The organism is Frigoribacterium sp. PhB116, from assembly GCF_004364285.1.
In the GTDB taxonomy this organism is placed as follows: Bacteria; Actinomycetota; Actinomycetes; order Actinomycetales; family Microbacteriaceae; genus Frigoribacterium.
This window is the reverse complement of record NZ_SOBE01000002.1, coordinates 878,504-891,357: the sequence shown is the minus strand read 5'-3', so window position 1 is coordinate 891,357 and position 12,854 is coordinate 878,504. Positions and strand designations below refer to the sequence as shown.

Here is a 12,854-nt window from a genome sequence, read left to right as displayed (position 1 = left end):
TGGGCGGATGACGAACCCGTTCCTCGAGCCGAGCTCCCTGCCGTACGCGCTGCCGCCCTTCGCCGAGATCACCGACGACGACTGGCTGCCGGTGTTCGAGGCCGGCCTCGAGCAGCAGCGGGCCGAGCTCGAGGCGATGGCGACGGACCCGACCGAGCCGACCTTCGCGAACACCCTCGAGGCGCTCGAGCACAGCGGGCGGATCCTCGCCCGCGTCGAGCACGCGTTCTTCGACAAGGCGTCGAGCGACTCGAACGACGTCACGGACGCCCTCGAGCTCGAGCTCGCCCCGCGGCTCGCCGAGCACGCCGACGCGATCCGCCTCGACCCCCGACTGTGGCGTCGCCTCGAGGCTCTCGACGCGAGGAGCGACCAGCTCGACCTCACGGCCGAGCAGCGCTACCTGCTCGAGCGCACCGTGGCCGACTTCGGCCGGGCCGGTGCCGCGTTGGGCGACGACGACAAGGAGGTGCTCCGCAGGCTGAACCAGGAGCTCTCGACCCTGACCACCCGCTTCGAGAAGGCGCTGCTGGCCGACACGAACGACCTCGCGGTCGTCGTGCACGACCCTGCCGAGCTGCGCGGCCTCACCGAGGGCCAGCTCGGGGCGGCAGCCGAGGCGGCACGGGAGCGCGGGCTCGAGGACGCCTGGGTCGTGTCGCTCGTGCTGCCCACCGGGCACCCGCTGCTGGCGTCGCTCGACGACCCGGCGCTGCGGGAGCGCGTGATGGCCGCCTCCCTGTCGCGCGGACGGCGGGGCGGCGAGCACGACACCCGGGCGCTCGTGCTCGAGATCGCTCGGCTCCGGGCCCGGCGCGCCGTCCTGCTCGCGTTCCCGGACCACGCCTCCTGGGTGACGGCGGGCGAGACGGCCGGCAGCCCGGCAGCCGTCGCCGAGCTGCTCGGCCGGCTCGCGGTGCCCGCGGCCCGGAACGCCGCCGCCGAGCTCGCCGATCTGCGCCAGCTCGCCTCGAGCGAGGCGGGAAGCGGCAGCGGAAGCGACACCGACGGCGGCGAGGTCCGCGCCTCCGACTGGGCCTGGTGGGCCGAGAAGGTCCGTGCCGAGCGCTTCGACGTCGACACGGCCGCGATGCGCGACTACTTCGAGGCCGACCGCGTGCTGCACGACGGTGTCTTCCACGCCGCCTCCCGCCTCTACGGCCTCGAGTTCGCCGAGCGGCGGGACCTCGTCGGCCCGCACCCGGAGGCCCGGGTCTTCGAGGTGACCGAGGACGGCGGCGCGCCCGTCGGCCTGTACGTGCTCGACCTCTACACCCGCGACTCGAAGCGCGGCGGGGCGTGGATGAACCCGCTCGTGTCGCAGTCGGACCTGCTCGGCCTGCCGCCTGTCGTCGTCAACAACCTCAACGTCTCGAAGCCCGCGGCCGGCTCGCCGACCCTGCTCACGCTCGACGAGGTGACGACGCTGTTCCACGAGTTCGGCCACGCCCTGCACGGCCTGTTGGCCCGGGTCACCTACCCGTCGTTCTCGGGCACGAACGTGTTCCGCGACTTCGTGGAGTTCCCGAGCCAGGTCAACGAGATGTGGATGCTCTGGCCGGAGGTGCTCGAGAACTACGCCGTCCACCACGTCACGGGCGAGCGGATGCCCCGCGAGCTGGTCGAGAAGCTCGTCGCCTCGCGCACCTACGGGGAGGGCTTCGCGACGAGCGAGTACCTCGCCAGCGCCCTGCTCGACCAGGCGTGGCACAGGCTGTCGCCCGAGCAGGCCGACCGGGTCGACGACGTCGAGGCGTTCGAGCAGGAGGCGCTGGCCGCGGTCGGCCTGGACCGCCCGCAGGTGCCCCCTCGCTACTCGAGCACGTACTTCGCTCACACCTTCTCGGGCGGCTACGACGCGGGCTACTACTCGTACATCTGGAGCGAGGTGCTGGACGCCGACGCCGTCGAGTGGTTCGAGGAGAACGGCGGACTGAGCAGGGAAGCGGGCGACCGGTTCCGGGCGCGTCTGCTCGGCGTCGGCGGGTCGAAGGACCCCCTCGAGGCCTACCGCGACTTCCGTGGCCGCGACGCTCGGGTCGAGCCGCTGCTGGAGCGCCGCGGCCTCGCCTGACCCCGTCGACATCGCGGGGACACGCACGCGAACGCCCCGACCAGAGGGGCCGGGGCGTTCAGGAGGCGCGGGGAGGCGGCGGGACTAGGCCGACTTCTCGACGCGCTCGTCCACGAGACGGGGAACGATCGTCGGCGCCGCGTTCTCGAGCACGGAGGCGCGGGTCACGACGACCGTGCCGACGGTGTCGTCGGAAGGGACGTCGAACATGATCGGCCCGAGCACCTCTTCGAGGATCGCCCGGAGGCCGCGGGCACCGGTCTGACGCAGGACGGCGAGGTCGGCGATCGACTCGAGGGCCTCGTGCTCGAACTGCAGCTCGACCCCGTCGATCTCGAACATGCGCTGGTACTGCCGCACGAGGGCGTTCTTCGGCTCGGTGAGGATCTGCATCAGGGCGGCCTGGTCGAGCTGCGTCACCGTCGTCACGACCGGGAGGCGCCCGATGAACTCGGGGATCAGCCCGAACTTGTGCAGGTCTTCAGGGAGGACCTCGCTGAAGAGGGCCGCCTCGTCTTCCTTGCTGTGCAGGGGGGCGCCGAAGCCGATGCCGCGCTTGCCCGCACGGTTGGAGATGATGTCCTCGAGGCCGGAGAACGCCCCGGCGACGATGAAGAGCACGTTGGTCGTGTCGACCTGGATGAACTCCTGGTGAGGGTGCTTGCGACCACCCTGGGGAGGCACGGAGGCGACCGTGCCCTCGAGGATCTTGAGCAGTGCCTGCTGAACGCCCTCGCCCGACACGTCGCGGGTGATCGACGGGTTCTCGGCCTTGCGCGCGATCTTGTCGATCTCGTCGATGTAGATGATGCCCGTCTCGGCGCGCTTGACGTCGTAGTCCGCCGCCTGGACGAGCTTGAGCAGGATGTTCTCGACGTCCTCGCCGACGTAGCCCGCCTCGGTGAGGGCAGTCGCGTCCGCGACGGCGAACGGGACGTTCAGCCGCTTGGCCAGGGTCTGCGCGAGGTAGGTCTTGCCGCAGCCCGTCGGGCCGATCAGCAGGATGTTGGACTTCGAGATCTCGACCTCGTCGGCGAGGGACTCGGCCGCAGTCAGCGTCGACGCGGCGCGGATGCGCTTGTAGTGGTTGTAGACGGCCACGGAGAGGGCGCGCTTCGCGGCGTCCTGCCCGATGACGTACTCCTCGAGGAACGAGTAGATCTCGCGGGGCTTGGGGAGGTCGAACTCGCTCGTGGGCTCGTCGCCCGCCTCAGCCAGGCGCTCTTCGATGATCTCGTTGCAGAGCTCGACGCACTCGTCGCAGATGTAGACGCCGGGGCCGGCGATCAGCTGTTGGACCTGCTTCTGGCTCTTGCCGCAGAACGAGCACTTGAGCAGATCAGCGCTCTCACCGATGCGTGCCATGCCCGGCCTCCCTACGAGATCGTCGTCGCCCCCTGTCGGACGTCGTGCACCGAGCCTAACCCGATCCCCCGACACTCCGGGACCGACCTGCGGCCCGGACGCGACGGAGCCCCGGGCAGCTCGCCCGGGGCTCCGTCGTCGTGCTCGCGACGCGTGGTCGGCTAGCGCGTGAGCGCCGGCTGGTTCTTGCGCGAGGTCAGCACCTGGTCGACCAGGCCGTAGGCCAGAGCCTCGTCGGCGCCCAGGATGTTGTCGCGCTCGATGTCGCGGTTGACCTGCTCGGGCGTCTTGTTCGAGTGCTTCGACAGCGTCTCCTCGAGCCAGGTGCGCATGCGCAGCACCTCTTTCGCCTGGATCTCGATGTCCGACGCCTGGCCGCCGCTGCTCCCGCCGGTCGCGGGCTGGTGGATCAGCACGCGGGCGTTCGGCAGGGCGAGGCGCTTGCCGGGCTGGCCGGCCGCGAGCAGGACCGCGGCCGCCGAGGCAGCCTGGCCGAGGCACACCGTCTGGATCTCCGGACGGATGTACTGCATCGTGTCGTAGATCGCCGTCATGGCCGTGAACGAGCCGCCGGGCGAGTTGATGTAAAGGGTGATGTCGCGATCGGGGTCCATGCTCTCGAGCACGAGGAGCTGCGCCATGATGTCGTCGGCCGAGGCGTCGTCCACCTGCACGCCGAGGAACACGATGCGGTCCTCGAAGAGCTTGGCGTAGGGGTCCTGGCGCTTGTAGCCGTAGGCCGTGCGCTCTTCGAAGCTGGGGAGGATGTACCGGGAGCTGGGGGTCTGCAGTCGGCCCGCGCCGCCCATCATCGGAAGTTCCATGAGTGTGTCTCTTTCTCTGCTGACGATCGGGGAGGGAGGTCTACGACTGGTCCGTGCCGGCGCCGCCGACGACGTCGGTGGCCGAGCCGCGGATGTGGTCGACGAAGCCGTACTCCAGGGCCTCCTCGGCGGTGAACCAACGGTCGCGGTCGCCGTCCTCGTTGATCTGCTCGACCGTCTTGCCCGTCTGGGCAGCGGTGATCTCGGCCAGGCGCTGCTTCATCGAGAGGATGAGCTGGGCCTGCGTCTGGATGTCGGAGCTGGTGCCGCCGAAGCCGCCGTGCGGCTGGTGCAGCAGGACGCGCGCGTTCGGCGTGATGTAGCGCTTGCCCTTGGTGCCGGCCGTCAGGAGCAGCTGGCCCATCGAGGCCGCCATGCCGATGCCCACGGTCACGATGTCGTTCGGCACGAACTCCATGGCGTCGTAGATCGCCATGCCGGCCGTGATCGACCCGCCGGGCGAGTTGATGTAGAGGTAGATGTCCTTCTCGCTGTCCTCAGCGGCGAGGAGCAGGAGTTTCGCTGCGATCTCGTTGGCGTTCTCGTCCCGCACCTCGGAACCGAGCCAGATGATGCGGTCCTTGAGAAGTCGGTCAAAAACACTGTTGGGCAGTGTCACGTCGGCCATGGTGGAGCTCCCATTCGTTGTCGCTTGTCGTCGAATCTATCCGGTGGAACGCACGGGTTCCGGGCTGTTCGCCCACGGCAATAACTTCCGCCCCTCGCTGACCAGACCGAGCCGAGGAGGCGCGGGTGCAGTCCGGGAACGACAGAGGGCCGGGTGCACCAGCACCCGGCCCTCTCGACGTCAGCGCCTCATCGGCGCCGACGCGTCAGCTCAGCTCACGCGTGGTCGTGACCCTCGTGGTCGTCGTCGCCGCCGACGCCCGCGGTGGCGGTGAAGGCCGACAGGTCGACCTCCTTGCCCTCGCCGTCAACGACCTTGGCCTTCGACAGCACGACCGCCAGGGCTTTGCTGCGGGCGACCTCGCCGACCATGGCCGGGATCTGGCCGTTCTGGTCGAGCACCTTGATGAACTCGCCGGGCTCCATGCCGTACTGGGCGGCGCCCTGGATCAGGTACTGGGTCAGCTCGTCCTGCTCGACCTTGACCTCTTCCTTCTCGGCGATCGCGTCGAGGAGGATCTGGTTGCGGAAGGCCTTCTCGCTGCTCTCGGTCACCTCGGTGCGGTGCTCGGCGTCCTCGAGGCGGTTCTCCTGCTCGAGGTGACGGTGCACCTCGTCCTCGACGAGCTTCTCGGGCACGGGGATCTCGACGGACTCGAGCAGCTTCTCGACGACCTGGTCGCGCGCCTGGGCGCCCTGGCCGAACGTCTTCGACTTGGCCAGCTGCTCCTTCAGGTCGCCCTTGAGCTCGTCGATGGTGTCGAACTGGCTGGCGATCTGCGCGAAGTCGTCGTCGGCCTCGGGGAGCTCGCGCTCCTTGACGGCGGTGACGGTGACGGCGATCTGGGCGGTCTCGCCCTCGCGGTCGCCGCCGAGCAGCTTCGACTCGAACGTGGTGCTCTCGTCGGCGGTGAGCGACTCGAGCGCTTCGTCGATGCCCTCGATGAGCTCGCCGGAGCCGAGCTCGTACGACACGCCCTGGGCGGTGTCGACGGTGTCGTCGCCGATGGTGGCGGTGAGGTCGATCTGGACGAAGTCGCCGGTGGTGGCGGGACGGTCGACCGTGACGAGCGTGCCGAAGCGCGTGCGCAGGTTCGACAGCTCTTCCTCGACCTCGTCGTCGCTGATCTCGACCGAGTCGACGGTGAGCTCGATGCCCTCGTAGTCGGGCAGGTCGAAGTCGGGACGGACGTCGACCTCGACGGCGATGGTCAGGTCGCCCGAGAAGTCCTTCACGTCGGGCCAGGAGACGACGTCGGCCTCGGGGCGGCCCAGCACGCGGATCTCGGTCTCGGAGACGGCCTCGCGGTAGAACTTGTCGAGGCTCTCGCTGACGGCGTGGTTCAGGACCTCTTCGCGACCGACGCGCTGGTCGATGATGGGCGGCGGCACCTTGCCCTTGCGGAAGCCGGGGATGTTGATCGACTCCGCGATGTGGCCGTAGGCGTGCGTGACGCTGGGCTTGAGCTCGTCAGGGCTGACGACGATGTTGAGCTTGACGCGCGTGGGGCTGAGCTTCTCAACGGTGGTCTGGACCAATGTGGGGCTTCTCCTGTGTTGGTGGTGCTGAACTCACGTCCGAGACAGCAGGTAGACGATCGTCGGGGCGACAGGACTCGAACCTGCGATCTTCCGCCCCCAAAACGGACGCGCTAGCCACTACGCTACGCCCCGTATATCACCTGGCACGGCGAGCTCCGTTGGTCCCGTTGAGGTCGGGTGGAGACAAGCCTCGAGGGAGTCTAGCCGACCACAGGGCACGCCGTTCGAGCCCCTGGCGGAGATGCTCTATAGTTGTGGACACCCGAGCGGCCCAGGCCGCCCACGGGGATGTAGCTCAATGGTAGAGCCTCAGTTTTCCAAACTGATGGCGCGGGTTCGATTCCCGTCATCCCCTCTCGATCCTTCGACGCCTCCGGCGTCCGGTGCCGCAGGCACCGTGCATGAATCCTCCTCTCGATGTCATTCGTCGCTCGACGCCCTCGACGTTGCATCCCCGAAGAGGGGGCGCGTCCGGTGCCGTCTCGGTACTGGGCGTCTGCCGCGATGCTTCATGATCTGAGGATGGATCGCGCGAAGACCGCCCGGGCCGCGCTCGTGGGCGCGGCCCTCGCCCTCCTCGTGACGGGGTGCAGCGCCGGCGTGACCACCGCCTCCCCCGGGTCGGCCCCGACCGGGGCCCCGCAGGCCGCCGCCTCCGCCGCACCGGGCGACGTCACGGGCGGTGGCGCAGGCGAGGACGACCTGCGCCGTGAGGACGCCGTGCGCGTCGCCATCGTCGGCGACTCCCTGACGGCCGGCGGCGGGCGACTGCTCAGCGACGGCCTCGACGCGAACACCTGGATGACGTACGCGCGCGGCGACGGCGTCGAGTGGGTGGGCGGGTGGGCCAAGGGCGGCAGCACCATCCAGGAGCAGGCCGCAGCGGTGACCCCGGTCGCCGACGTCGACGTCCTCGTGCTGATGTCGGGCACGAACGACGTGCGCAAGGGGATCGGCTTCGCCGCGTCCGCCGCCTCGTACGACGCCGTCGTCGCCACCGTCGCCCCGCGCCACGTCGTCGTCGCGGCGATCCCGCCCTACGACCGGGCGCCCGCCGCCGCCGCCGTGTACCAGAGGGCCCTCGAGCGGTACGTGCTCGACAGGGGCTGGACCTGGACCGACCCCTGGGGCTTCGCCCGCGACGGCCTCGTGTTCGCGGCCGGGACGTCGCCCGACGGCATCCACCCCACGACGGTCGGGTACCAGCGCGTCGGCGAGTCGCTGCGCGAGACGATCCTCGAGGTGGGCGGCACCCGGGGCGACCTGCCCCAGGCCGGCCCTGCGGCGGACGGCACGGACGAGGGCGACCGGTCGCGGACCAGCTAGCCGGTCGACCGCCGCCACGACCTCACCGCTGGAGGAAGGCCAGGACGGCGAGCACCCGGCGGTGGTCGCTGCCGCTGTCCTCGAGCAACAGCTTCTGGAAGATCGAGGTGACGTTCTTCTCCACCGCACCGGTGCCGATGACGAGGGCGGCGGCGATGGCCGCGTTGGTGCGACCCTCGGCCATCAGGCCGAGCACCTCGCGCTCACGGGGCGTCAGCGCGGCGAGCGGGTCGCCTCGCCGGCCGAGCAGCTGCGAGACGACCTGGGGGTCGAGCACCGTGCCGCCGTCGGCCACCCGGCCGAGCGCGTCGCCGAACTCGTCCACGGAGGCGACGCGGTCCTTGAGCAGGTAGCCCACTCCCCCGCTGCCTGCCTCGAGCAGGTCGCGGGCGTACGCCACCTCGACGTACTGCGAGAGCAGCAGGATGCCGAGCCCGGGACGGCGGCGTCGGGCCTCGATCGCAGCGCGGACCCCCTCGTCGGTGTGGGTCGGGGGCATCCGCACGTCGAGCACCGCGACGTCGGGCGCCTTCTCGTCGAGCTCGGCCAGGAGGGAGTCCGCGTCGCCGTAGGCACCGACGACGTCGGCGCCGATCTCGTCGAGGAGGCGGACGAGGCCCTCGCGGAGCAGCACCGAGTCGTCCGCGACGACGACGCGCAGGGCGGGGGTCACAGGTCGCTCGGGCACCCCGCCAGTCTAGGGAGCGGGCGGCGCGGCGGGAGCAGCCGGACCGGTCGCCTAGACCTCCGTGGGCGAGTCGTCGACGAGCGGGATGCTCACCGTCACGATGGTCGGCCCGCCCGCCGGGCTGGAGATGTCGAGGAACCCGCCCAGGCCCACGAGCCTCTCCTGCACGCCGGCGAGCCCGTGTCCGTCGCGGAGGCCCGCGCCGCCCTGGCCGTCGTCGGTGACGACGAGCTCGAGCAGGGTGCCCCGGCCGTCGGGAGCGGTCCGCGTGCGCAGCACGAGGTCGGCCGAGATCGCGGACGAGTGCTTGCCCGTGTTGGTCACGAGCTCGGAGGCGATGAAGTAGGCGTTCCGCTGGATCTCCGCGGGCAGCACGACGTGGGCGGGCACCCGGTCGAGCAGGGTCGTCGGGATGACCGCGCGGTCGACGAGCGACTCGAGCGCCGCGACCAGGCCCCGGTCGAGCAGAAGAGGAGGCGCGAAGCCGCGGGACAGGGCGCGCAGCTCCTCGAGGGCCTCGCGGGACTGGGCCCGCGCCTCCTCGATCAGGGCCTTGCCCTTCTCGGGGTCGGAGTCGACGGCCCTGGCCGCCGCGGCGAGGTCCATCTGCAGGCGCACGAGACGCTGCTGCGGCCCGTCGTGGATGTCTCGCTCGAGGCGACGGAGGGCCGTGCCCTCGGCCGACAGGGCCGCCGTGCGCGAGATCTCTCGGTCGGCGAGCTCGACGGCGAGCTGGTCGCTGCGGAAGCCGCCGAGCATGGCGGCGGCGATCGCGTGGTGCATCACGACGAAGCCGTGCACGACGAAGGGCATCAGCAGCACGACGCCCGCGAGCACGACGGCCCCGAGCAGGAGGAGCAGGAGCCCGCCGCCGCCGCCGACGACCGCGTGCAGGCCGTCACCGCCAGGAACGCTGCCGACGACCACGCCGCCGAAGACGAACAACAGGGCGGGGCCCGCGACGAGCAGCACGACGACCGTGGTCGTGAGGGCGGCCGCAGCCGGGAACACCACGAGGCCGTAGAGCAGGTACAGCCAGTAGTGCGGGTTCGCGAAGGCCGAGAGCGCGCGGACGCCGCGGTTGTCGGAGCGGCCCCAGGTCGTGTTCGGCGTCCAGTCGACGGGACGCACGGGACGGTCGATCGCCCAGCGCAGGCGGATCACCTCGAACGTGCCGAACCAGCGCGCCAGCCACAGGCTCGCGAAGACCACGACCGCGAGGAAGACGAACCCGACGACCGAGTTGTCGGCCTGGCCGAGCGACCGGAAGAAGAGGGTGGAGAGGCCGCCGATCACGACGACCAGCACCGCCGACAGGGCGACGTAGCCGAGCTCGCGCGGCAGCGCACGCCAGCGACGCCCGTAGCCGCCGGGCGGGGGCGGCGGCGAGAGGTAGGGGTTCGTGGGGGCGCTGATGGTGCTCTCCTGGGTCATGCCTCGAGCCTCGCGGAGGCGCGGGCACCGTCCCATGGTGCCAGCGCCCGAGAGGGCGGTGGGGTTATCCCCCGCCCGGGCAGGTGAGGCGAGGCTGGCCTCGGTGAGCCGAGCCTCAGCTTGCTTGCGGAATCCGCTCAGCCCTCTACCGTGGGGTAGATCGTCTAGGAAAGGACACCGACATGACCGACGCCACCACCATCACCGTCCCCCAGGGTTCCGTCGACCCCGACGTCGCCGCCGGCGTCGCCCAGTTCCTCAGCCCGATCGTCACCGACCTCACCGCACTGTCGGTCAACGGCAAGCAGGCGCACTGGCACGTGCGCGGCATCGCGTTCGTCGCCGTTCACGAGCTGATCGACGTGGTCGTCGATCACGCCCGCGAGTGGGCCGACCTCGCCGCCGAGCGCGTCGTCGCCCTCGGCCTGCCCGTCGACGCCCGCATCGAGACCGTCGCTGCCAAGACGAGCATCCCGACGACCTCGCCCGGCTTCAACCAGATCGACCGCACGATCGCCGAGCTGGTCGCCCAGATCGACGCCTCCCTCGTCGCCGTCCGCACGGCCATCGACGAGCTCGGCGAGCTCGACGCGTCCAGCCAGGACGTCGCCATCGAGATCTCGCGGGGCCTCGAGAAGGACCGCTGGTTCCTCGCCGCGCACGTCGCCGGCTGAGTCCGCTCCCTCCTGACGAACGGAGGCCGTCGCCCCTCGGGGCGGCGGCCTCCGTCGTGCGCTGCCCCGTCGCGGGCACGGCAGAGCTGCGCGCCTCAGGGAGTGAGGAGCGTGAGGAGCGTGAGGTGCGTGAGGTGCGTGAACCGTCCCCCGAGCAGGGTCGCCGAGACGACCATCGTGCGCAGGTCGTGGTCAGTCGCGGTCAGCGGGTCGATCTCCGTCACGACCAGGTCGGCCACGGAGCCGACCTCGACGCTCGTCCGGCCCCCGGTCGACGCGGCGAGGGCTGTCCGGGCCGCCAGACGCTGCTCCGGGTGCCACGGGTCGCGGCCGTCCCTCGCGCGCCACACGGCAGCCGCCATCGCGACCCAGGGGTCGAGCGGAGCGACCGGTGCGTCCGAGCCGAGCTGCAGGCGCACCCCGGCCTCCGCGAGGCTCCCCCACGCATAGGACCGCCCGGTGCGTCCGGCCCACAGCCGGTCGGCGACGTCGCGGTCGTCCATGGCGTGCTCGGGCTGGATGCTGGCCACGATCCCGAGCCGGGCGAAACGCTCGACGTCGACCGGGTCGAGCAGCTGCGCGTGCTCGATCGAGCCGCCGCAGCCGACCTCCTCGAGAGCGTCGAGGGCCGACGCGTTCGCCGCGTCGCCGATCGCGTGCACCGCGGGGACCAGGCCCGCCGAGGAGGCACGTTTCAGGTGGTCGACGAGCGCCTCCCTGCCGTACGTCGCCACGCCCCGCGCCGCGGGGTCGCCCTCCATGCCCACGTAGGAGTCGTGGCACCACGCGGTCCGGGTGCCGAGCGAGCCGTCGGTGATGATCTTGGCCGGCCCCATCTCGACGAGTCCGTGCGTGTCGGGGACGACGTCTCCGGTGCGCAGTCCGCGCCCGACGACCTCGTCGAGGTCGGCCGGGTAGACGCCGGCGCGCACGCGGAGGCAGGTCGTGCCCGCCGCCACCCGCCGCGCCCAGCGGTCGACCGAGAGGGTCATCTCGAGGTCGACGATCCCGACGACGCCCCGGGCGGCGGCAGCCTCGGCGGCCTCGCCGACCCACTCGTCGAGCTGGTCCTCCGAGACGGCGCTGACCGCCGTGCTCACGGCGAAGGCGTCCGCCTCGCGCAGCAGGCCCGTCGGGTGGCCGCCGTGGCCGTGGGCCTCGAGGGCGCGGGAGTCGAGCCAGACGGAGTGCAGGTCCTTGCTGACGAGCACGACGGGGACGTCGCCGGAGACGGCGTCGAGCAGTGCCCGCGTCGGCTCGTCGGCCCAGAGCGCGTCCTGGAACCCGTAGCCGATCAGGGGCTGCCCGGGCGCCGGCGGCTGCGAGCGGAGGCGCTCCCCCACGAGCGACGCGGCCGCCGCGGCCGACCCGGCCGACGACACGTCGAGCCGGCGACGCACGAGCGCCCACTGGTCCATGTGCACGTGGGAGTCCCAGAGGCCCGGGCCGAGCCACCGGCCGTCGAGGTCGACGACCTCGGCGCCGTCGGGGACGGCGAGCCCCTGGCCGATCTCGGCGACGACGCCGTCGCGCAGGAGGACGTCGACGCGGTCGGCGTCCTCCGAGCTGTGGACGCCGGTGAGGCGGGCGTTCCTCAGGAGGACGGGAGGCGCCTCCTCGGGGGCAGTGCCGGTGCCCTGCCCAGAGGCGGTCCCGGAGCTCGGCTGGCTGGTGCTCACCGGTCGCGGACCCGGCGCATCTCGGCCGCGAGGGCAGGCTGGGCGTAGTGCTCCCCGTGCTCGAGCTCGTCGACGATGCGGTCGACGACCTCGGGCGCCTTGTTCTGGCTCAGCTTGGCGCGCGCGTCGAACCGGGTGACCCGCAGCCGGATGCCGACCGTGCCCTTGGCGACACGGCGCGAGCCCGCTTCGTCGAGCGTCAGGGTCGACGGCTCGGGCATGACGCGCTCGAAGTGGTCGACGAGCTCGCCGAGCACGCGGAAGTTCTCGTCGTCCGACAGGATCTCGGGCGTGCCCCAGAGGTGCGCCGTGACGTGGTTCCAGGTGGGGATGATCTGCTCGGCGGGGTACCAGCCTGGAGACACGTAGCCGTGCGGCCCCTGGACGATCACCATCACCTCGGCCGCGCCCAGCTCGAGCGACCGCTCGTCGGGCTTGCCCACGTGGCTGACGAGCACGATCGCAGCCGGGTCGGCAGGGTCGTCCTCGAGCACGACGGGGTAGTGCGAGGCGACGATCCCCTCCGCCGTCGAGGCGACGATCGTGGCCCACGGGTTCTCGCGGATGAGCCGCTTGACCTCGTCGACGTCGGACTGCACGAAGTGCGGAGTGTGGCGCATG

At 71.3% G+C, this 12,854-nt stretch carries 11 protein-coding genes and 2 tRNA genes; 4 read left to right on the top strand and 9 right to left on the bottom strand.

Annotated features, from left to right (window positions below; translation table 11 throughout):
• The first annotated feature begins 7 nt into the window (after positions 1-7).
• Positions 8-2,074: a M3 family metallopeptidase gene (locus EDF20_RS10625; protein ID WP_133738604.1), complete on the top strand. Its 2,067-nt coding sequence runs from the start codon at positions 8-10 to the stop codon at positions 2,072-2,074.
• Between the two features lie 84 nt (positions 2,075-2,158).
• Here the strand turns inward: EDF20_RS10625 and clpX are convergent, their stop codons facing one another.
• From clpX to EDF20_RS10600, 5 genes are all read right to left on the bottom strand, one after another.
• Positions 2,159-3,439, bottom strand: a complete 1,281-nt coding sequence (gene clpX, locus EDF20_RS10620) for an ATP-dependent Clp protease ATP-binding subunit ClpX (RefSeq protein ID WP_123548231.1) — start codon at positions 3,437-3,439, stop codon at positions 2,159-2,161.
• Between the two features lie 161 nt (positions 3,440-3,600).
• Positions 3,601-4,263, bottom strand: coding sequence for an ATP-dependent Clp protease proteolytic subunit (locus EDF20_RS10615; protein WP_123548230.1), 663 nt, complete (start codon positions 4,261-4,263; stop codon positions 3,601-3,603).
• A gap of 40 nt (positions 4,264-4,303) precedes the next feature.
• The gene (locus EDF20_RS10610) at positions 4,304-4,891 is read right to left on the bottom strand and encodes an ATP-dependent Clp protease proteolytic subunit (RefSeq protein ID WP_123548229.1); all 588 of its coding nucleotides are present in this window, start codon (positions 4,889-4,891) and stop codon (positions 4,304-4,306) included.
• A 215-nt stretch (positions 4,892-5,106) separates the two neighbouring features.
• Positions 5,107-6,429, bottom strand: coding sequence for a trigger factor (tig, locus tag EDF20_RS10605; protein WP_123548228.1), 1,323 nt, complete (start codon positions 6,427-6,429; stop codon positions 5,107-5,109).
• 62 nt (positions 6,430-6,491) lie between these two features.
• Positions 6,492-6,564 (bottom strand) — tRNA-Pro (locus tag EDF20_RS10600).
• 152 nt (positions 6,565-6,716) lie between these two features.
• On the opposite strand from EDF20_RS10600, the gene EDF20_RS10595 reads away from it, so the two are divergent.
• Both EDF20_RS10595 and EDF20_RS10590 read left to right on the top strand, forming a co-directional pair.
• Positions 6,717-6,787, top strand: a tRNA-Gly gene (locus EDF20_RS10595).
• 167 nt (positions 6,788-6,954) lie between these two features.
• Positions 6,955-7,758, top strand: coding sequence for an SGNH/GDSL hydrolase family protein (locus tag EDF20_RS10590; RefSeq protein WP_166644799.1), 804 nt, complete (start codon positions 6,955-6,957; stop codon positions 7,756-7,758).
• A 22-nt stretch (positions 7,759-7,780) separates the two neighbouring features.
• Here the strand turns inward: EDF20_RS10590 and EDF20_RS10585 are convergent, their stop codons facing one another.
• Positions 7,781-8,431 (bottom strand): response regulator transcription factor, encoded by a 651-nt coding sequence (locus EDF20_RS10585; RefSeq protein ID WP_123548226.1) that lies wholly within the window; start codon positions 8,429-8,431, stop codon positions 7,781-7,783.
• A 66-nt stretch (positions 8,432-8,497) separates the two neighbouring features.
• Positions 8,498-9,880, bottom strand: a complete 1,383-nt coding sequence (locus tag EDF20_RS10580) for a histidine kinase (RefSeq protein WP_133738602.1) — start codon at positions 9,878-9,880, stop codon at positions 8,498-8,500.
• A gap of 182 nt (positions 9,881-10,062) precedes the next feature.
• Here EDF20_RS10580 and EDF20_RS10575 point away from each other — a divergent pair, with 182 nt between their 5' ends.
• Positions 10,063-10,554, top strand: a complete 492-nt coding sequence (locus EDF20_RS10575; protein WP_123548224.1) for a DNA starvation/stationary phase protection protein — start codon at positions 10,063-10,065, stop codon at positions 10,552-10,554.
• Positions 10,555-10,649: 95 nt separating this feature from the next.
• On the opposite strand, the gene EDF20_RS10570 is transcribed toward EDF20_RS10575, so the two are convergent.
• Both EDF20_RS10570 and EDF20_RS10565 read right to left on the bottom strand, forming a co-directional pair.
• Positions 10,650-12,233: an amidohydrolase family protein gene (locus EDF20_RS10570; protein ID WP_133738601.1), complete on the bottom strand. Its 1,584-nt coding sequence runs from the start codon at positions 12,231-12,233 to the stop codon at positions 10,650-10,652.
• Positions 12,230-12,853, bottom strand: a complete 624-nt coding sequence (locus EDF20_RS10565) for an FMN-binding negative transcriptional regulator (RefSeq protein ID WP_133738600.1) — start codon at positions 12,851-12,853, stop codon at positions 12,230-12,232. Before EDF20_RS10565 ends, EDF20_RS10570 begins: the two co-directional genes overlap by 4 nt.
• Between the last annotated feature and the right edge of the window lies 1 nt (position 12,854).

What these genes read in the sequence shown, in the direction of transcription:
- clpX (WP_123548231.1), bottom strand. Translation starts at nt 3,439, where the DNA reads ATGGCACGCATCGGTGAGAGCGCTGATCTGCTCAAGTGCTCGTTCTGC.
- EDF20_RS10625 (WP_133738604.1), top strand. Translation starts at nt 8, where the DNA reads ATGACGAACCCGTTCCTCGAGCCGAGCTCCCTGCCGTACGCGCTGCCG.
- EDF20_RS10590 (WP_166644799.1), top strand. Translation starts at nt 6,955, where the DNA reads ATGGATCGCGCGAAGACCGCCCGGGCCGCGCTCGTGGGCGCGGCCCTC.
- EDF20_RS10615 (WP_123548230.1), bottom strand. Translation starts at nt 4,263, where the DNA reads ATGGAACTTCCGATGATGGGCGGCGCGGGCCGACTGCAGACCCCCAGC.
- EDF20_RS10610 (WP_123548229.1), bottom strand. Translation starts at nt 4,891, where the DNA reads ATGGCCGACGTGACACTGCCCAACAGTGTTTTTGACCGACTTCTCAAG.
- EDF20_RS10575 (WP_123548224.1), top strand. Translation starts at nt 10,063, where the DNA reads ATGACCGACGCCACCACCATCACCGTCCCCCAGGGTTCCGTCGACCCC.
- EDF20_RS10565 (WP_133738600.1), bottom strand. Translation starts at nt 12,853, where the DNA reads ATGCGCCACACTCCGCACTTCGTGCAGTCCGACGTCGACGAGGTCAAG.
- EDF20_RS10580 (WP_133738602.1), bottom strand. Translation starts at nt 9,880, where the DNA reads ATGACCCAGGAGAGCACCATCAGCGCCCCCACGAACCCCTACCTCTCG.